We start from the raw sequence: 18487 nt of genomic DNA on the forward strand, positions 1-18487 counted from the left end.
GTTCAAGACTGTGAGCGCTCCCAGTTGTTTCCGGTCGATCACCAGCCGATGACACCACCGAAACTGAGAGGTTGAGATGACCCGTACGCTCGGCGCGAAGATCCTCGCGGTGGCTCTCGGCGCCAGCCTGGTCGCCGCCTGCACCTCATCGTCCAACGACGACCCGACCGAGCCGTCCGGCCCGGTCGAGCTGACCTTCTGGTCCTGGACGCCGAACATGGAGAAGCTGGTCGACAGGTGGAACGCCGACAATCCGGAGACCAGGGTGATGCTGAGCAAGCAGGCCGGCGGCGGGGACATCGTCACCAAGCTGCTCACCGCCGCCAAGGCGGGCAACCCGCCGGACCTCGCCCAGGTGGAATACCAGTCCCTGCCGACCCTGGTCAGCAACGACGTGCTTGCCGACATCGCCGAGCAGGCCAAGCCGCTTCAGGAGAAGTTCGCCGAGGGGAACTGGCAGCAGGTGACCCTCGGCACCGACGCGGTCTACGCGATCCCGCAGGACGCCGCGCCGATGATGCTCTACTACCGCGCCGACCTCTTCGGACAGTACGGGCTGACCGTGCCGAAGACCTGGGAGGAGTTCGCGCAGGCCGCCCGTACGCTGCGCGGCAGGACGAAGAAGCACCACCTGACCACCTTCTCGGCCACCGACCCGGGCTGGTTCGCCGGGCTGGCCCAGCAGGCCGGCGGGAACTGGTGGTCGATCGACGGCGAGTCCTGGCGGGTCACCGTCAACGACGCCGGCACGAAGAAGGTCGCCGACTACTGGGGCGGGCTGGTCGCCGAGGGCGTGGTCGACGGCAGGCCGATGTACACCCCGGAGTGGAACAAGGCGCTCAACGACGGCACCCTGCTGGCCTGGCCGAGCGCGGTCTGGGCCCCCGGCGTACTCGTCGGCAACGCGCCGGCCACCAAGGGAAAGTGGGCGATGGCACCGCTGCCGCAGTGGACCGCCGGTGAGAACCGGACCGGCAACTGGGGCGGCTCCTCGACCGGGGTCACCGCCGCCTCGAAGCACAGGGCGGCGGCGGTCCGCTTCGCCACCTGGCTGAACACCGACCCGGCCGCCACCACGATGCTGGTCCGGGACTGCGCGGTCTATCCGGCCGCCCGGGACGCCCAGTCCGGCCCGGCGCTCGCCGCGCCGCCCGACTTCTTCGCCAACCAGGCCGACTTCTATCCGCTGGCCAAGCAGATCGCCGACACCGCCGCCGGGGTCACCTGGGGGCCGAACGTCAACGTCACCTACGAGACCTACCAGGACGCGTTCGGCAGGGCGATCTCCGCCGGATCGCCGTTCGGCGCGGCGGTGGACGCGATGCAGACCGCAACCGTGGACGACATGCGCAAGAACGGCTTCACCATCGCCGGCTGACCGAACGGAGCTTCGATGCCAACGGCCACCCCCGGGGTGCGCCGCCGGGGAGGGCGTACCGGCATCCCGTACGTCTTCCTCGCCCCGGCGGCGATCCTGTTCCTCGCCTTCTTCCTCGCCCCGATCGGGTACGCGGGATACCTGAGCCTGCGCAAGGTCCGGGTCTCCGGGCTGGGGCTCGGCCGGGGCTCCCGGACCGAGGTCTTCGCCGGGCTGGAGAACTACCGCACCGCGGTCACCGACGCCGAACTCTGGTCCGGGGTGCTGCGGGTACTCGGCTACGGCGCGCTGCTGCTGCCGACGATGCTGGGGCTGGCACTGCTCTTCGCGCTGCTGCTGGACCGGCCCCGGGCCCAGCTCGCCCGGTTCAGCCGTACCGCGATCTTCCTGCCGTACGCCGTGCCGGCGGTGATCGCGAGCCTGCTCTGGGGCTTCCTCTACCTGCCGGCGACGAGTCCGCTCAACGACCTGCTGGCCCGGTTCGGACTGCCCGAGCCGGACCTGCTCGGCACCGACGCGGTCTTCTACTCGGTGGTCAACATCGCGCTCTGGGGCGGCGTCGGGTTCAACATGATCGTGCTCTACACCGCGCTCCGGGCGATCCCGCCGGAGCTGTACGAGTCGGCCCGGCTGGACGGCTGTGACGAGATCCAGATCGCCCTCCGGATCAAGATCCCGCTGTTGGCGCCGGCCCTGGTGATGACCACCCTGTTCACGATGATCGCCACGTTGCAGGTGTTCAGCGAGCCGATGACGCTGGCCCCGATGACCAACTCGATCCCGTCCACCTGGACCCCGCTGATGAAGGTCTACCGGGACGCCTTCGCCACCGACGACAGGTACGCCGCCGCGGCCACCTCGGTGCTGCTAGCCGCGCTCACCCTGGTGCTCTCGCTCGGCTTCCTGCGCCTGGTGCAGCGGCGGGCCTTCGGACCGGAGCAACAGTGATGGCCGGACGAGCGGCAGGCCGGCTGGTGCCGACCGTGGTGCTGCTGGTCGGGGCGCTCTACTGCCTGCTGCCGGTGGCCTGGGTGCTGGTCGCCGCCAGCAAGGACGCGGCCAGCCTCTTCACCAGCTCCACCTTCGCCCCCGGCGACGCGCTGCCGGGCAACCTCGCCGACCTGTCGACGTACCGGGACGGGCTGTTCTGGCGGTGGATGCTGAACACCCTGCTCTACGCCGGGGTCGGTGCGGCGCTCTCCGCGGCCGTCTCCGGGCTGAGCGGCTACACCCTGGCCAAGTTCCGGTTCCCGGGCCGGGCGGTGGTGTTCAACGTACTGCTGGCCGGGGTGCTGGTGCCGCAGATCACCCTGGCGGTGCCGCAGTACCTGCTGCTGGCGAAGGTGGGGATGACCGACACGTACTGGTCGGTGCTGCTGCCCAGCATCGTCAGCCCGTACGGCATCTACCTGGCCCGGATCTACGCGGCGGCGGCGGTGCCGGACCCGGTCGTCGAGGCGGCCCGGGTCGACGGGGCGGGCGAGTTCCGCATCTTCCGCCGGGTGGCGCTGCCGATGATGGTGCCCGGCCTGGTCACCGTCTTCCTGTTGCAGTTCGTGGCGATCTGGAACAACTTCCTGCTGCCGTTCATCATGCTCGCGAACGACGAGCGCTTCCCGGTGACGCTCGGCCTCTACACGCTGCTCAACCAGGGCAACACCCAACCGGCGCTCTACCGGCTGGTGATCGCCGGGTCGCTGGTGTCGATCATCCCGCTGGTGGCGCTCTTCCTGTCGCTGCAACGCTACTGGCGGATCGACCTGCTCTCCGGCGTGACCAAGGCGTGACGGGCGTGCCGGGGCGTGGCGGCGGACGGGGCGGCGTGCCAGCGGGTGGCGGGGCGGGGGCGAGCCGTGTCACAAGCTCCGGTGCCGCCGCCGGGTGCGGACGCAGGGACAATGACAGGGTGACCGCGCCTGACCGCAGCCGTACCCGCCGGACGAGGCCCCGCCCGACCATGGACGACGTGGCGGCGGTGGCCGGCGTCTCCCGGGGCACCGTCTCCCGGGTGCTCAACGGCGGGCACAACGTCAGCGGTCCCGCGCTGGAGGCGGTCCGCCGGGCGATCCGCAAGACCGGGTACGTGCTCAACCAGCACGCCCGGAGCCTGGTCACCCAGCGCTCGGACTCGGTCGCCTTCATCCTCTCCGAGCCGCAGGACCGGCTCTTCGAGGACCCGAACTTCAACATCCTGCTCCGGGGCTGCACGCAGGAGCTGGCCGAGCACGACATCACCCTGCTGCTGACCATCGCCGGGACCTCCGAGGACCGCAAGCGGGTCGGCCGGTACGTCACCGCCGGGCACGTGGACGGGGCGCTGGTGATCTCTACCCACGCCGGCAGCCCGCTGCTGGACGAGCTGGACGCCCGGGGGCTGCCCTTCGTCGCCGTCGGCCGCCCGCTGGGCTGGGACCGCGAGGTCAGCTACGTCGCCGCCGACGACCGGGGCGGGGCCCGGCAGATGGTCAGCTACCTGCGCTCCCGGGGACACCGGACCATCGGCACCATCACCGGCCCGCTGGACACCTCGGGTGGCGTCGACCGGCTCGCCGGCTACCACGACGTGCTCGGCGAGACCGACCCCCGGCTGGTGGTGGCCGGCGACTACACCTCGGACGGCGGCGAGGCGGCGATGGAGCGGCTGCTGCGCCAGGCGCCCGAACTGGACGCCGTCTTCGTCAGTTCCGACCTGATGGCCACCGGCGCGATCGCCGCGCTGCACCGGGCCGGCAGACGGGTACCCGACGACGTCGCCGTCGGCGGCTTCGACGACTCCAAGGTCGCCACCACCTCGGTACCCCGGCTGACCACGATCCGGCAGCCGTGGGCCCGGATCAGCGCCGAGATGGTCCGGCTGCTCCTGGGACACCTGGCCGGCGACTCGCACGCCGCGGTCATCCTCCCCACCGAGCTGGTGGTCCGGGAGTCCGCGTAACGACCGGGATGTCCGGACCTGCCCGGGGCCGGCACGGTGATCCGCCCCGTTCCGCGCTCGATGATCTGGCACGCTGGAAGGCGTGCTGATGGTGCCGGTACGCCAGCTCGGAGAGGCCGAGCGCGGCGCGGTGGAGCGGATCCTCGACCTCGACCCCTTCGCCGCCGCCCAGGTGGCCGAGCGGGTCGCCGCGAACGGGCTGTCCTGGTGGCGGGCCGACGGTCGGGTGCTCGGCTACGGCACCCGGGACAACCTCGAATCCGTCTGCTGGCTGGGGGGGCAGGTCACCCCGGTCTGCGCCGGACGGCCGGCGATCGCCGCCTTCGCCGAGGCGCTCGGTGCCGAGGAACGCACCTGCTCGTCGATCGTCGGGCGGGCCGACGGGGTGCTCGGGCTCTGGGAGCGGCTCTCCGGGCGGTGGGGACCGGCCCGGGACGTACGCCCGAACCAGCCGCTGCTGATGACCGGCTCGGTGCCGCAGGTGGCGCCGGACCCGGAGGTGCACCCGGTGCGCACCGGCGAGATCGACGCGCTGTTCCCGGCGGCGGTGGCGATGTACACCGAGGAGGTCGGCGTGTCGCCGCTGGCCGAGGACGGCGGACGGGCGTACCGGCAGCGGGTGGCCGAGCTGGTCCGGGCCCGCCGGGCGTACGCCCGGATCGTCGACGGCCAGGTGGTCTTCAAGGCCGAGCTGGCGGTCGTCACCCGGCGCACCGCGCAGATCCAGGGCGTATGGGTCGATCCCGCCTGGCGGGGGCGGGGGATCGGCGTCGCCGCGATGGCGGCGGTGGTCCGGGACGCGCTGGCCCGGGTCGCCCCGACGGTCAGCCTCTACGTCAACGACTACAACGTCCCGGCCCGCCGGGTCTACGAACGCTGCGGCTTCCGCTCCGTCGGCACCTTCGCGACCGTGCTGTTCTGAGCAGTGTAGGTGGTCACCAGGCCCGCAGGTACTGCTCCGGGGTGTGCACGGCGGCGCCCAGCCGCTGCGCCGCACGGCGCGGCCAGTACGGGTCGCGCAGCAGTTCCCGGCCCAGCAGCACCAGGTCGGCGTCCCCGCCCGCCACGATCGCCTCGGCGTGCTCGGGCGCGGTGATCAGCCCCACCGCGCCGGTCGGCACCTTGCTCTCCCGGCGTACCCGCGCCGAAAGCGGCACCTGGTAGCCCGGACCGAGCGGGATATCGGCCGCCGGCACGCCCCCGCCGGAGGAGCAGTCCACCAGGTCGGCGCCGGCCTCGGCGAGCAACCCGGCCAGCAGCACGCTGTCGGCCGGCGTCCAGCCGCCCGGCACCCAGTCGGTGGCCGAGATCCGGACCAGCACGGGCACGGCGTCGCCGACCGCCGAGCGGACCGCCCGGGTCACCTCGACGGCGAGCCGGCTGCGCCCGGCCAGGTCACCGCCGTAGTCGTCGGTGCGCTCGTTGACCAGCGGGGAGAGGAACTCGTGCAGCAGGTAGCCGTGTGCCGCGTGCACCTCGACGGCCCGGAACCCGGCATCCAGCGCCCGGCCGGCGGCCTGCCCGAACGCCTCGACGACCCGGTCGAGTCCGGCCCGGTCCAGTGCCGCCGGGGTCCGGTAGGACGGTGCGAACGGCTCGGTTCCCGGCCCGACCGGCGGCCAGCCACCCTCGGCGTCCGGCACCCCGCCCTTCGTCGGCGACCACGGCCAGTAGGTCGACGCCTTGCGGCCGGCGTGCGCGAGCTGCACCGCCGGTACCGCCCCGGCGGCGGCGACGAACCCGGTGACCGGCCGCCAGGCGTCGACGTGCGCGTCCGACCAGAGCCCGGTGTCCCGGGGACTGATCCGGCCCTCCGGCACGACCGCGGTCGCCTCACTGATCACCAACCCGACCCCGCCGACCGCCCGGGCACCGAGGTGCACCCGGTGCCAGTCGGTCGGCAAGCCGTCCGGCCCGGCCGAGTACTGGCACATCGGCGACATCACGATCCGGTTCGGCAGCGTCAGGCCGCGCAGCGTCAACGGACTGAACAGCACACTCATCCTCGCCTCTTCCTCCGCGCCACCCACGGGTGGTTTCCGGGCCGGGTCCTGCGTCAGGCCGGTTGTGGAGCGGGGTCCCGGTCCCGGGTCGGCCGCTCGGTCGGCGGCTCCTCGGTCGGTGGCTCCTCGTCCAGCAGCTCCCGCCGGCCGGCCGAGTCGTACGCGGCCCGGTCCAGTACGCCCTCCCGGGCGGCGACCACGGTCGGCACCAGGGCCTGCCCGGCGACGTTCGTGGCGGTGCGGATCATGTCCAGGATCGGGTCGATGGCGAGCAGCAGGCCCGCCCCGGCCAGCGGCAGGCCCAGCGTGCTCAGGGTCAGCGTGAGCATCACCAGCGCGCCGGTCAGTCCGGCGGTGGCGGCCGAGCCGACCACCGAGACGAAGGCGATCAGCAGGTAGTCGAGCGGGCTCAGGGTCACCCCGAAGACCTGGGCGACGAAGATCGCCGCCAGCGCGGGATAGATCGCGGCGCAGCCGTCCATCTTGGTGGTCGCGCCGAACGGCACCGCGAACGAGGCGTACTCGCGCGGCACGCCGATCCGCTCCACCGAGCGCTGGGTCACCGGCATGGTGCCCACCGACGAGCGGGAGACGAAGGCGAGTTCGATCGCCGGCCAGGTGCCGGCGTAGAAGCGCAGCGGGTTCAGCCTGCCGGCGACGAGCAGCACCAGCGGGTAGACCACCAGCAGCACGATCGCGCAACCGACGTAGACCGCGGTGGTGAACTTGGCCAGCGGCGCCAGCAGGTCCCACCCGTACGCCTCGACGGCGTGGCCGATCAGCCCGAGGGTGCCGAGCGGGGCGAGCCGGATCAGCCACCAGAGCGCCTTCTGGGTGATCGCCAGCAGCGCCCGGTTGAAGTTGACGAACGGCTCGGCGGCCTGGCCGACCAGCAGCGCGGCGATGCCGGCGACCACGGCCAGGAAGACGATCTGGAGGACGTTGTTCTCGACGAACGCGCCGACCGGGTTCTCCGGGATGATCCCGGTGAGGAAGTCGGTCCACGAGCCGGTCCGCTCCGGCGCCTCGGCGCCGGTGACGTCCAGCGTGACGCCCCGGCCCGGGTTGGTCAGCAGACCCAGCCCGATGCCGACGCTCACCGCGATCAGCGCGGTGATGCCGAACCAGAGCAGGGTCTTCAACGCCAGCCGGGCGGCGTTGGCCACCCCGCGCAGGCTGACGACGCTGACCACCAGGGCGGTGAAGACCAGCGGCGGCACGGCGAGCCGGAGCAGCTGGACGAAGATGCCACCGATCTGGTCGAGGGTGGTGCCGAGCCAGGAGATGTCGGCGGCCCGAGCCAGATAGCCCAGTGCGACACCGAGGACCAGACCGGCGAGGATCTGTACGGAGAACGGAATTCTGCGGAGTGCGGTAATCATCGGAAGTCCAGACGTCTGGATCCGGCGGGCGCGGCGGTGGCCGCCGAGGGCGCCGGATCGGCGGGCTGCGGTCGGTGATCTGATCTGTGGATCTGTGGATCTGTGATCTGTGATCTGTTGATCCGTGATCTACGCCGGACGCGATCGGTGAGCTGCGCCGGAGGCGTTCTTCGATCTGCGGGTACGCGTCAGCCGCGACAGCAACCGCTGGCCTGTAGTCGGAGGTCGACATACAGGCGCACGGTCAGGAACCAGACGTTGGTCATCGTCCGCTGACGATACGACGCCGGAGCCGGCAACGAAAGGACAGATCTTGGTGAGACGCCTTACAGCTCACCTGGGACGGCTGTCCGGCAGGGTCGGCTGTCCGGCAGTCCGGCTGTCATCCGGGCCGGCTGTCATTGGGGGTACCTCTTCGGGGGCCCGCCCCGGCAGTGCCGGACGGCGCGGCGGGGTCCCGGGCCGCGACGGGCTCCCGGGCGAGTCCGAGGACGAGCCCGGTGGCCACCCCCCAGGCGGCCAGGTCCAGCAGGAGCAGCCGCTCGACCGCGCCCGTCAGGACGCCCCGGCCGACCAGCAGCAGGGCCAGACCGGCGACCGCCGACAGCGGCAGCGCGACCGCGGCGGCGACGACCGAGAGCCGGCGCAGCGCCGGGACCGGCCCGCCCGCGCCGACCTCGTCGGCCAGGGACGGCGACCCGCCGACCGGGCCCGGCCCCGTGCCGGTGACGCCCCGGGGGGCCGGGAACAGATTGCGCGGCACTCCGGCGACGGCCAGTATCGCGAAGACCGTGCCGGCCACCGCCGCGATACTGGCACCGCCGTGCACCAGGTCGGCCAGGGTCACCCGGTCGAAGGGCGGCAACGGGCACCGGTCCCGGCAACTCACCCCGGCCGAGAGCGCCGTCGCGACCGCGCTCGCCAGCAGCAGCCCGGAGGCCAGCCGCAGCCAGCGGGGCAGGGCCGCACCGAGCAGTACCTGTCCGGCGGCGACGGCCAGCAGGCCGATCCGGTACGGCCACACCGTGCCGCTGCCCGAGGCGCCGGCCTCGCTGACGTACCCGGCGAGGTCCGGGGCCGGACCGGCGAAGACCGCGACGGCCACCGCGACCGTGCCGGCAAGCGTGCAGGCCGCGGCGGCGAACGCGACGGCCGGCCGATCGACCGCCGTCACCGCTGGGCGCCGGCCCCTCCGACGACCGGGCCATCGACGTCGGTCTCCCGGAGGACGTGTGCCTGCACCATGTGGCCAAACCTATCCCGCCGCCCGGCAGCCGGTAGAAGATCCGTTGGGCAGGCCCTAAAGTGTGGGTCGATCACCACGATCCCGCCGGGACGGTCGGCGCTGCCTGCCGGTGCCGGTCGTGGCCGACCACAGCCCCTGCACGGGCCGGAGCGACGAGCTGAGGCGGACATGCGACTCCCGGACGGGCTACCCGCGGACATCGACCTGACCCGACCCAGCGCCGCCCGGGTCTACGACTACTTCCTGGGCGGCGCGCACAACTTCGAGGTCGACCGGCAGCTCGCCGAGCAGATCGCCGGGACGACACCGAACCTGGCCGAGACGATGCGGGCCGGTCGGGCGTTCCTGCGCCGGGGCGTACGGATGCTGGTCGGCGAGGGAATCGACCAGTTCCTCGACATCGGCTCCGGCATCCCCACCGTCGGCAACGTGCACGAGGTCGCCCAGGCCGTCAACCCGCAGGCCCGGATCGTCTACGTCGACATCGACCCGGTGGCGGTGGCGCACAGCCGATCGATCCTGGCCGGCAACGGGTACACCGGGGTGGTCCACGCGGACCTGCGGGAGCCGGAGCGGATCCTGGCCGAGGTCGGAAAGCTGAACCTGCTCGACCTGGACCGGCCGGTCGCCGTACTGCTGGCCGGGGTGGTGCACTTCGTCCCGGACAGCGACGACCCGTACTCGATCCTGGCCACCCTGCGCGCCGCCACCGTGCCCGGCAGCTATCTGCTGCTCTCCCACTCCACCCACGAGGACCAGCCGCCGGAGATGCTCGACGCGCAACGCCTCTCCGCCCGGACCGCGACCGAGATCACGCTCCGCTCCCGGGTCGAGATCGCCGCCTTCTTCGGCGACTTCACGCTGGTCGAGCCGGGTCTGGTGGCCATGCCGCTGTGGCGGCCCGACGACCCCGCCGACCCGGGGGAGCACCCGGAGCGGCTCGGCGCGTTCGGCGGCGTGGGCCGGCACGACCGGGGCGCGGGCTAGCGGTGTCGACCCCCGTCACCGGAGCCGCTGGGGACGAGTCGCCGGTCGCCACCGCCGTCCCGGAGACCGTGCACCCCGTCGACCCGGAACCCGCGCAGCCCGCCGACTCCGGGCACGCCGAGGGCTCCGGGCAGCCCGGATCCGGGTTCGACCGGTCCGGGGCGCAGCGGTACGCGCGACGCTGGGCCCGCGAGGTGTCGCACCGCGGCTTCGTGCCGACGAGTACCGCCGAGACCGAGCGGCTGCTGCTGGCCAAGACCGTACGGCTGGCCCGTGCGGTGCTCGCCGAGCCGTTCAGCGCGCAGCCCGGGTACGACGCCGGCCGGTCCCTGGTCGAAGCCCACCTGGCCGAGCCGGGCATGCTGGACTGGTCGGTACGCGCCCTCGGCGAGCAGTTCCGCCCCCTCGTGCTGCCCACCCTGCCCGAGCCGGCGGCGGCGACCCGGATCGCCGCTCTCCAGGGTGCCCTGTCGGCCGGATTCGCCGGTGCGCTGCGCGAACGCACCCTGCACCAGCAGGAGCGGATCGCCCGGGCCGCATGGGAGGCCCGCGACGAGGTCGAGCGGGCCCTGCGGGACAGCGAGGCGCGCTTCCGGGCGGTCTTCGTCGACGCGGCGATCGGGATCGGCATCGCCGGCATCGACGGCCAGGTCATCGACGTGAACCGGGCCTTCGCCGAGCTGCTCGGCTACTCGGTCGCCGAACTGCGGCAGATCAACGTGGCCGCACTGTTCCATCCGGACGACGCGGCCGGGATGTGGGAGCTGTACCAGGAACTGATCGAGGGCAAGCGGGACGCCGTACGGGTGGAGAAGCGCTACTACCGCAAGGACGGCAGCGCGGTCTGGACGGATCTCGCCGTCTCGCTGATCCGGCACGACGACGGGCGGCCCCGGTTCACCGTGGCGATTGTGGAGGACATCACCGAACGGCACCGGTTGCAGCAGCGGCTGCGTTACCAGGCGTCACACGACCCGCTGACCGGGCTGCCGAACCGTACCCTCTTCTTCGAGCGGCTCGGTGAGGTCTTCGCGGCCGGCGGGCCGGACGACCGGGTCGGGATCTGCTTCCTCGACCTCGACGGCTTCAAGGCGGTCAACGACAGCCTCGGCCACGACCTCGGGGACAACCTGCTGGTCACGGTGGCCCGGCGGCTGGCCGACTGCGTTGCCGGGCAGGGGCACCTGGTGGCCCGGATGGGCGGCGACGAGTTCGTGATCCTGCTCGACCACGACGCCGGCTGCCGGGCGGTCAAGGCGGTGGCCGACCTCGCGCTGGCGGCCGTCGCCGAGCCGGTGCAGATCGGCAAGCACCGGCTCTCGGTGTCGGCGAGCATCGGCGTCGTCTCCGGGCCGCTCGGCACCACCTCGGTCGCCGAACTGATGCGGGCCGCCGACGTGACCCTCTACTGGGCCAAGGCCGAGGGCCGGAACAGGTGGGTGAGCTACGACCCGGCCCGGCGGGCCCGGGAACAGAACCGGTCCGCCCTGGTCGCCGGCATGTCGGCGGGACTCCAGCGGGACGAGTTCACCATCGAGTACCAGCCGATCGTGACCCTGGCGGACGAGACGATCTGCGCGGTGGAGGCGCTGGTCCGGTGGCAGCATCCCGAGCTGGGCCTGCTCGGCCCGGACGAGTTCATCGGGCTGGCCGAGGAGACCGGGCTGATCGTCGAACTCGGCCGCTGGGTGCTGACCCGGGCCTGCGAGGCGGCCAGCCGCTGGTACCGGGAGTTCCCCGAGGCCCGACTGGTGGTGAGCGTGAACCTGGCCGCCCGGCAGGCCCGCGACCAGGCCGTCGTCGGCACGGTCTCGGAGGTGCTGCGGCAGACCGGTCTCCCGGCCGACCTGCTGCAACTCGAACTTACCGAGAGCGCGGTGATGGCCACCGCGGGCGAGCCGCTGCCCGCGCTGCGCCGGCTGGCCGCCCTCGGGGTACGGCTGGCGATCGACGACTTCGGCACCGGGTACTCCAACCTGGCGTACCTGCGCCGGCTGCCGATCCACAACCTCAAGCTCGCCGGCCCGTTCGTCGAGGGAATCCGGTCCAGCGACCGGCAGGGCCTGGTGGACGGGCGGATCGTGGACGCGCTGGTGCGGTTGGCCCACGCCCTCGGGCTGACGGTCACCGCCGAGGCGGTGGAGACGCTCGGCCAGGCCGACCAACTCCGGGCGTTGGGCTGCGACGCCGCCCAGGGCCGCTACTTCGCCGCACCGTCGGCGGAGGGCCAGATCGCCAAGTGGCTCACCGCCCGGGCCGAGCGGCGCCGGGACGGCCTTCCCGCCGGGGACCGCACCGCCTGACGTCCGCGCCGCACGGCCTGACGCCGGGTGGCAGCCGTCCGCGCCGAGATCGACCCGAGCGGAGGTCGGGTGGCGGATGCGGCGGTACCGGGGCCGGTAGGGCAGGCTGGGAGGCGTGGACATGACCGAGACCGAGTCAGTGGTGACCCTGCTCTGTGGCGTGACGATCCTGGTCGGCGTCTGCGGGGTGATCGTGCCGATCATCCCGGGGCTGATCCTGTGCTGGCTGGGCGTGCTGGTCTGGTCGTTCTTCGGCGACGGGGAGGGCTTCGGCCGTTGGGTGGTGCTCGGCCTGGCCACCGTGATCGCGGCGGTCGGCACGGTCGTCAAGTACCTCTGGCCGGGGCGGAACCTGAAGCGCAGCGGGGTGCCGACGATGTCCCTGCTCGCCGGGGGCGTACTCGGGCTGGTCGGGTTCTTCGTGGTGCCGGTGGTCGGGCTGGTGCTCGGCTTCGTACTCGGGCTCTGGCTCGCCGAGCTGGCCCGGCTCGGGGACGCGAAGCAGGCGTGGCCGTCCACCCGGCACGCGCTGTCCGCGGTCGGGCTGGCCCTGCTGGTCGAGTTGGCGGCGGCGCTCGGCATCACCGGCGTCTGGCTGATCGGCCTCGTCCTCACCTGACTGTGAGCGTGGTGCCGGGTCGCCGGTCACCGTGGACCGTGTGCTGCGGCGGCGCGGGGCGGGCGCTGGCACGACAGGCGTCGTGGCCGGAGAGAGAGGTGACCGCGCCCCGCGCCGCCGCGGGAAGCCGGGTCTTCCGAGAACCCGGCGTCGGGCCCCTGCCGTGGAGCCCGTCAGGTCCGGCTGGGCCGGACCGGCGCGCGGGATCGCGCGCGAAGTCGTCCGGTCAGGCCAGCGACCCGGCGCGCCGACGTCGACGGCACGCGGTGTGCGATTCCTGCCCTGTCACGCCTTGAATCATGCCGACCTGACAGCGGGTCGGCAACGCAATTACCGGCGTCGACGTCCAGCGGGCGGGGCGGCCGGGTCACGGTCGGCCGGCGTCAGCCGGGCGTGACGTCCAGTTCGGGGACGTGCTCGGTGCCGGCGGCGAGTACGTCCCCGGTGAGCCCCGGCGGCAGTCCGGCGCCGGCTGCCAGCCGGTGCACGGCGGCCTGCTGCCCGCCGAGCAGCTGCACGGCCCTGCCGAGCAGCGACGGCTGCTCGCGCGGGCCGAGGTCGCCCGGCTCGGGGAAGCCCCACTGGGCGAGCAGCGCCATCCCGCGCCGGTAGGTGTGCTCGCGGTAGACGCCGAGGTCGTGCCCCCGGTAGACCAGGGCCTTCAGGCTCATCCCCCAGCGACGCTTGAGCTCGTGCAGCCGGTCGAAGTCGAGCCGGGGCGGCAGCTCGTCGCGCAGCGCCACGCTCGGGGCCAGGAACTCGGAGGCGAACGCGGTGGCCTGCCGTTCCAGCAGTTGACTGCCCGGCTCGGCGTCGTGGTGCATCAGCAGGTGGCCCAACTCGTGCGCGGCGTCCATCCGGGACCGGGCGTGGTCGTCCTTGCCCGGGTTGAGGAAGACGAACGGGCGCTGGCCGTACCAGTGCGAGAAGGCGTCGACCCGCTCGGAGACGTCCGGTAGGGCCAGCACGATCACCCCGGCGGATTCCAGCAGCCGCACCACGTGCGGTACCGGAGCGGCACCGAGGCCGAACGCGTCCCGGGCGGTGCCGGCGGCGGCGCGTACCTCGGCCGGGCCGGTCGGCTCGGCCAGCTCCAGGTGCGGCAGCCGCAGCCGGGGGAGCCGGAGCTGCCGTTCGACCACCTCCACCACCCGCCAGGCGAGTTCGCCGAACGCCTCCGCCTGGTCCCGTTCGGCCTGGCTGGTCGTGCGGAGGCTGCGGAAGTGCGCCTGCCCGGAGGTGACCGGGACGGAGAAGCCGGCGGCGAAGAACTCGACAGGCATCGAGAGCGCCAGGGCCAGCCGGGCCAGCGTCGCCGCCGACGGGCGGGCCTGGCCCAGCTCGTACTGGCTGACCGCCGCCGCCGTGACCCCGACCTGCCGGGCCAGCTCGTTCTTGCGCATCCGCCGCCACCGGCGGGCCAGGGCCAGGGCGTGTGGCGCGAACGCGGCGGCGGCTGCGGCGGCGGGTACCGGCGGGCGGAGCCGACCTGTCACGCCGACCGCTCGGTCGACCGGCCAGCAGCCGCGCCGGGCCGGCTGGTCCGGCCGTCGAGCCCGGTCCCCCGGGCATCGAACGAGCTGCCGTGCTCGTCGAGCTGGAGGGCGAGCAGGTCGAGCTCGGGGATGGGCAGCTCGTCGGTGCGGGGCTGCGGCACGGCGCCGTCGACAATCGGCAGCGGCGTGGCGGCGGTGGCCGGCTCGCCGAACCAGAGGCGCACCTCGAACCAGGGTGAGCCGCCGTCCCGGTTGTCCCGGGGCAGCCCGATGTACGCGACCGGCTCGCCGGTGACGATGTCGCCGGTGTGCGCGATCCGGATGTGCCGCTTCGGCGGTGCCACCCGGGCGAAGAGCTCGGCGAACTGTTCGGTGTCGTCGAAGGCGAGCTGCCCGTGCCGGCTGTTCTCCACGGCGCCGCCGAGCCGGGCCTCGCTGCCCTCCCAGCGGATCGACTCGATCCCGCCCTGCAGGGAGTAGAGCCGGACGACGTAACCGGCGCAGAGGATCTCCAGAGAGTTGTCCTCCAGCCGGACCCCGATCCCGTCCAGGGCGTCGAATTCGGCCTTGCCCAGGTTGGTCAGGTTGCGCCACACCGTGGTGCCGAAGCTCATCGCGTCGTCGCCGAGTTCCGGCTCGTGCCGGTCGGCCGCCCGCCGGTAGACCTGCTGGATCAACCGGCCCAGCCGGTCGAGTACGCCCCGCTCGTCGAGTACCGCCACCGCGTCGTCCAGCAAGCCCATGCGGGAAAACCTAGCGGATGCCCCGGATGATGTTGCCGAAATCAAGTGCCGACACGCCACGCTCCGCCCCGGACCGCCCCCGCCCGGCGCGGCGTCGGCGATGATCGGTTGACGTGGATCCCGGCGCGGCGGACGATCTCGACAGAGGCGTGACGACGGTCACAGTCTCCATCCCCCCGGATGGCAGGAGACACCGATGAGCGCATCCACCCGGCCGGCCGGTACCCCGGTGCTGGTCGAGGCCGACCTCGACGAGCAGCGCCTGGCCGAACTCGGCTACCAGCAGGAACTGCGCCGGAAGCTCTCCGGCTTCTCCAACTTCGCGGTCTCGTTCTCGATCATCTCGATCCTGGCCGGCGCGATCACGTCGTACGGCATCGCGATGACCGCCGGCGGCCCGCTGGCGATCACCCTCGGCTGGCTCGTCGTCGGCGGCATGGTGACCCTGGTCGCCCTCGCCATGGCCGAGATCTGCTCGGTCTACCCGACCGCCGGGGCGCTCTACTGGTGGGCGGCCGCCCTGGCGAGACGGAACAAGGCGGCCTGGGCCTGGTTCGTCGGCTGGTTCAACTTCCTCGGCGAGGTGGCGGTCACCGCCGCGATCGACTTCGGTGCCGCGATCACCACCTCGGCGTTCCTCAGCCTCACCTTCGACCTGGCGGTCACCCCGGAACGCACCTTCGTGGTCTTCCTGGTGATCATCGTCGCGCACGGCCTGCTGAACACCTTCGGGGTCAACCTGGTCCGGGTGCTCTCCGACGTCAGCGCCTGGTGGCACCTGGTCGGGGTGGCGGTAATCGTCGGGGTGCTGGCGGTGGTGCCCGACCAGCACAAGCCGATCTCCGAGGTCTTCTTCGAGGTACGCAACGCCACCGGCTTCGACTTCTCCGGCGCGGCGGTCTACGCCGTCCTGATCGGCCTGCTGATGGCGCAGTACACGTACACCGGTTACGACGCCAGCGCGCACGTCGCCGAGGAGACCCACGACGCGGCCCGGGCCGCACCCCGGGGCATCGTGCTGTCGGTGGTCGTCTCGGTGGTCGCCGGCTTCGTCCTGCTCTTCGCGATCACCTGGGCGATCCAGGACTACGACGCCCAGCGGCAGACCGAGTTGGGGCTGCCGCCGGCCCAGATCTTCATCGACGCCACCGGCCAGACGACGGGCACCTTCCTGCTCTTCATCTGCGTGGTGGCGCAGTTCTTCTGCGGGATGGCCTCGGTCACCGCCAACTCCCGGATGGCGTACGCGTTCAGCCGGGACGGCGCGCTGCCCGGCTCGGCGATCTGGCGCCGGGTCAACCCCCGCACGGGTACGCCGACCAACTCCATCTGGCTCTGCGTGGCCTGCTCCACCCTGCTGGTGCTGCCGTCGCTGTGGAACACCACCGCCTACCTGGCGGCCACCTCGATCGCGGTGATCGGCCTCTACATCGCGTACGTCGGGCCGGTCTTCCTGCGCCGACGCAGCCCCGACTTCCGGCCCGGCCCGTGGCACCTGGGCCGGTGGAGCCCGCTGGTCGGCTGGCTGGCGATCGGCTGGGTGGGGGTGATCTGCGTACTCTTCGTCCTCCCGACGACCTCGCCGGTCACCCCGTCGACCTTCAACTACACGATCGTGGCGGTCGCGGTGGTGCTCGGCGCGGCCTGGCTCTGGTGGCTGCTCGGCGCCCGGCACTGGTTCACCGGTCCCCGGCAGAACCTCGTGCCGACCGTCGCACAGCCCGACCCGGAGATTCCGGACCCGGCCCCCGACGCCGGTACACCGGACCCGGCCGTCGAGCCCGCGACACCGGACCCCGAGCCGGACGCGGACCCCGCTCCCGGGACACCGGACCCGGACCCGGACCGCGGGACACCGGAGGCCGTCGCCGATCCGGCCGTACCGGAGGCGGTCACCGACCCGGCGGTGCCGGACGCCGCCGCCGACCCGGCGGGATCCGGGCCGGGGCGGGCCGGCACGGCCGGCGGTGCGGGCGCGGCCGGCGGTGTGGGCGCGGCCGGCGGAGAGCGCGGATGACGGCCCGGGCGCCGGCGCTGAGCCTGGAGGCGCTCCGGGTGGCGGTCGACGGCGGCGAGATCGACACGGTGGTGCTGGCCCTGACCGACATGCAGGGCCGGTTGCAGGGCAAGCGGTTCCACGCGCCGTACTTCCTCGCCGAGGTGCTCGCGCACGGCAGCGAGGGCTGCAACTACCTGCTCGCCGTCGATGTCGAGATGAACACGGTGGACGGGTACGCGATGTCGAGCTGGGAGCGCGGCTACGGCGACTTCGCGATGGTCCCCGACCTGACCACGCTGCGCCGGGTCCCCTGGCAGCCCGGCACCGCGATGCTGCTGGCCGACCTGCGCTGGCTCGACGGCACCGGGGAGGTGCTCGCCTCGCCCCGGCAGATCCTGCGCCGCCAGCTCGACCGGCTGGCGGCGCACGGACTGACCGCGTACGCCGGGACCGAGCTGGAGTTCGTGCTCTACCGCGACTCGTACGAGGACGCCTGGCGTCGGGGCTACCGCGAGCTGACCCCGGCGAACCTCTACAACGTGGACTACTCGCTGCTCGGCACCGCCCGGGTCGAGCCGCTGCTGCGGCGGATCCGCACCGAGATGGCCGGCGCCGGGCTGACCCCGGAGAGCGCCAAGGGGGAGTGCAACCTCGGCCAGCACGAGATCGCCTTCCGCTACGCCGACGCGCTGACCTGTGCCGACAACCACGTCGTCTACAAGAACGGGGCGAAGGAGATCGCCGCGCAGGAGGGCATGTCGATCACCTTCATGGCCAAGCCGAACGAGCGGGAGGGCAACTCCTGCCACATCCACTTCTCGCTTCGTGGCCGGGACGGCCGCTCGGCGATGCTCGGCGACGGGCCGGCCGGCCTGTCCGACACCGGGCAGCGGGTGCTGGCCGGGCTGCTGGCCACGATCCCCGAGTACGCCCTGCTGATGGCGCCGAACGTCAACTCGTACAAGCGTTACCAGCCGGGCTCGTTCGCGCCGACCGCGCTGCGCTGGGGCACCGACAACCGCACCTGCGCGCTGCGGCTGGTCGGGCACGGCCAGGGGATGCGGGTGGAGAACCGGCTGCCCGGTGCGGACGTCAACCCGTACCTGGCGATCGCCGCGCTGGTGGCCGGGGCGGTACACGGGATCGAGGCGGGACTGGAGCTGGAACCGGAGTTCGCCGGCAACGCGTACGCCGACGAGTCCGCGCCCCGGGTGCCGGCCAGCCTGCGGACCGCCGTCGACCGCTGGACGGCCTCGCCGCTGGCCGCCGAGGCGTTCGGGGCCGAGGTGGTGGCGCACTACGCCAACCAGGCGCGGGTGGAGCTGGCCGCCTTCGACGCGGCGGTGACGGACTGGGAGTTGCGACGTGGGTTCGAACGACTCTGACGCCACAGGTG

General features: G+C 72.9%; 15 protein-coding genes. 10 read left to right on the plus strand and 5 right to left on the minus strand.

The window, feature by feature from the left end; genetic code table 11:
• Positions 1-76: 76 nt before the first annotated feature.
• The 5 genes from ACN28A_RS23420 to ACN28A_RS23440 all read left to right on the plus strand — a co-directional run bounded on the left by ACN28A_RS23420 (position 77) and on the right by ACN28A_RS23440 (position 5235).
• Positions 77-1378: an ABC transporter substrate-binding protein gene (locus ACN28A_RS23420; protein WP_421398051.1), complete on the plus strand. Its 1302-nt coding sequence runs from the start codon at positions 77-79 to the stop codon at positions 1376-1378.
• Between the two features lie 15 nt (positions 1379-1393).
• Positions 1394-2326: a carbohydrate ABC transporter permease gene (locus tag ACN28A_RS23425; protein WP_421398052.1), complete on the plus strand. Its 933-nt coding sequence runs from the start codon at positions 1394-1396 to the stop codon at positions 2324-2326.
• A complete protein-coding gene (locus ACN28A_RS23430; RefSeq protein WP_421398055.1) occupies positions 2326-3165 on the plus strand; it encodes a carbohydrate ABC transporter permease in 840 nt (279 codons plus the stop codon). The genes ACN28A_RS23425 and ACN28A_RS23430 overlap by 1 nt, the downstream gene beginning before the upstream one ends.
• A 119-nt stretch (positions 3166-3284) precedes the next feature.
• Positions 3285-4313, plus strand: a complete 1029-nt coding sequence (locus ACN28A_RS23435) for a LacI family DNA-binding transcriptional regulator (protein WP_421398057.1) — start codon at positions 3285-3287, stop codon at positions 4311-4313.
• Between the two features lie 82 nt (positions 4314-4395).
• On the plus strand, positions 4396-5235 hold the full coding sequence (locus ACN28A_RS23440; RefSeq protein WP_278060310.1) for a DUF4081 domain-containing GNAT family N-acetyltransferase: 840 nt from the start codon (positions 4396-4398) through the stop codon (positions 5233-5235).
• Between the two features lie 13 nt (positions 5236-5248).
• Here the strand turns inward: ACN28A_RS23440 and ACN28A_RS23445 are convergent, their stop codons facing one another.
• The 3 genes from ACN28A_RS23445 to ACN28A_RS23455 all read right to left on the minus strand — a co-directional run bounded on the left by ACN28A_RS23445 (position 5249) and on the right by ACN28A_RS23455 (position 8872).
• Complete coding sequence (locus ACN28A_RS23445) at positions 5249-6316, minus strand: NADH:flavin oxidoreductase/NADH oxidase (RefSeq protein WP_421398059.1); 1068 nt, start codon at positions 6314-6316, stop codon at positions 5249-5251.
• 53 nt (positions 6317-6369) lie between these two features.
• Positions 6370-7698 carry a dicarboxylate/amino acid:cation symporter gene (locus ACN28A_RS23450; protein ID WP_421398062.1) on the minus strand — a complete coding sequence of 443 codons (1329 nt, stop codon included), beginning with the start codon at positions 7696-7698 and terminating at the stop codon, positions 6370-6372.
• Positions 7699-8080: 382 nt separating this feature from the next.
• Positions 8081-8872, minus strand: a complete 792-nt coding sequence (locus ACN28A_RS23455; protein WP_421398065.1) for a DUF998 domain-containing protein — start codon at positions 8870-8872, stop codon at positions 8081-8083.
• Positions 8873-9112: 240 nt separating this feature from the next.
• On the opposite strand from ACN28A_RS23455, the gene ACN28A_RS23460 reads away from it, so the two are divergent.
• The 3 genes from ACN28A_RS23460 (at position 9113) to ACN28A_RS23470 (ending at position 12853) form a co-directional block, all read left to right on the plus strand.
• A complete protein-coding gene (locus ACN28A_RS23460; protein ID WP_421398067.1) occupies positions 9113-9931 on the plus strand; it encodes an SAM-dependent methyltransferase in 819 nt (272 codons plus the stop codon).
• Between the two features lie 2 nt (positions 9932-9933).
• Positions 9934-12234, plus strand: a complete 2301-nt coding sequence (locus tag ACN28A_RS23465; RefSeq protein ID WP_421398070.1) for a putative bifunctional diguanylate cyclase/phosphodiesterase — start codon at positions 9934-9936, stop codon at positions 12232-12234.
• Between the two features lie 115 nt (positions 12235-12349).
• Positions 12350-12853, plus strand: a complete 504-nt coding sequence (locus ACN28A_RS23470) for a DUF456 domain-containing protein (RefSeq protein ID WP_421398073.1) — start codon at positions 12350-12352, stop codon at positions 12851-12853.
• Positions 12854-13236: 383 nt separating this feature from the next.
• On the opposite strand, the gene ACN28A_RS23475 is transcribed toward ACN28A_RS23470, so the two are convergent.
• A complete protein-coding gene (locus ACN28A_RS23475) occupies positions 13237-14349 on the minus strand; it encodes an XRE family transcriptional regulator (RefSeq protein WP_421398075.1) in 1113 nt (370 codons plus the stop codon).
• Entirely contained in the window at positions 14346-15092 is a 747-nt protein-coding gene (locus ACN28A_RS23480) for a hypothetical protein (RefSeq protein WP_421398077.1), read from the minus strand. The genes ACN28A_RS23475 and ACN28A_RS23480 overlap by 4 nt, the downstream gene beginning before the upstream one ends.
• Before the next feature lie 196 nt (positions 15093-15288).
• Here ACN28A_RS23480 and ACN28A_RS23485 point away from each other — a divergent pair, with 196 nt between their 5' ends.
• Together ACN28A_RS23485 and ACN28A_RS23490 are read left to right on the plus strand one after the other, a co-directional pair.
• Positions 15289-17109, plus strand: a complete 1821-nt coding sequence (locus ACN28A_RS23485) for an amino acid permease (RefSeq protein WP_421398079.1) — start codon at positions 15289-15291, stop codon at positions 17107-17109.
• Positions 17106-18476: a glutamine synthetase family protein gene (locus ACN28A_RS23490; RefSeq protein WP_421398082.1), complete on the plus strand. Its 1371-nt coding sequence runs from the start codon at positions 17106-17108 to the stop codon at positions 18474-18476. Before ACN28A_RS23485 ends, ACN28A_RS23490 begins: the two co-directional genes overlap by 4 nt.
• Positions 18477-18487: the final 11 nt, after the last annotated feature.

This window comes from Plantactinospora sp. WMMB782 (assembly GCF_049179135.1).
Taxonomy (GTDB): Bacteria; Actinomycetota; Actinomycetes; order Mycobacteriales; family Micromonosporaceae; genus Plantactinospora.

Coding starts and splice junctions, on each gene's coding strand:
- ACN28A_RS23420 (WP_421398051.1), top strand. CDS start 77: ATGACCCGTACGCTCGGCGCGAAGATCCTCGCGGTGGCTCTCGGCGCC.
- ACN28A_RS23425 (WP_421398052.1), top strand. CDS start 1,394: ATGCCAACGGCCACCCCCGGGGTGCGCCGCCGGGGAGGGCGTACCGGC.
- ACN28A_RS23430 (WP_421398055.1), top strand. CDS start 2,326: ATGGCCGGACGAGCGGCAGGCCGGCTGGTGCCGACCGTGGTGCTGCTG.
- ACN28A_RS23445 (WP_421398059.1), bottom strand. CDS start 6,316: ATGAGTGTGCTGTTCAGTCCGTTGACGCTGCGCGGCCTGACGCTGCCG.
- ACN28A_RS23450 (WP_421398062.1), bottom strand. CDS start 7,698: ATGATTACCGCACTCCGCAGAATTCCGTTCTCCGTACAGATCCTCGCC.
- ACN28A_RS23460 (WP_421398067.1), top strand. CDS start 9,113: ATGCGACTCCCGGACGGGCTACCCGCGGACATCGACCTGACCCGACCC.
- ACN28A_RS23480 (WP_421398077.1), bottom strand. CDS start 15,092: ATGGGCTTGCTGGACGACGCGGTGGCGGTACTCGACGAGCGGGGCGTA.
- ACN28A_RS23485 (WP_421398079.1), top strand. CDS start 15,289: ATGAGCGCATCCACCCGGCCGGCCGGTACCCCGGTGCTGGTCGAGGCC.
- ACN28A_RS23490 (WP_421398082.1), top strand. CDS start 17,106: ATGACGGCCCGGGCGCCGGCGCTGAGCCTGGAGGCGCTCCGGGTGGCG.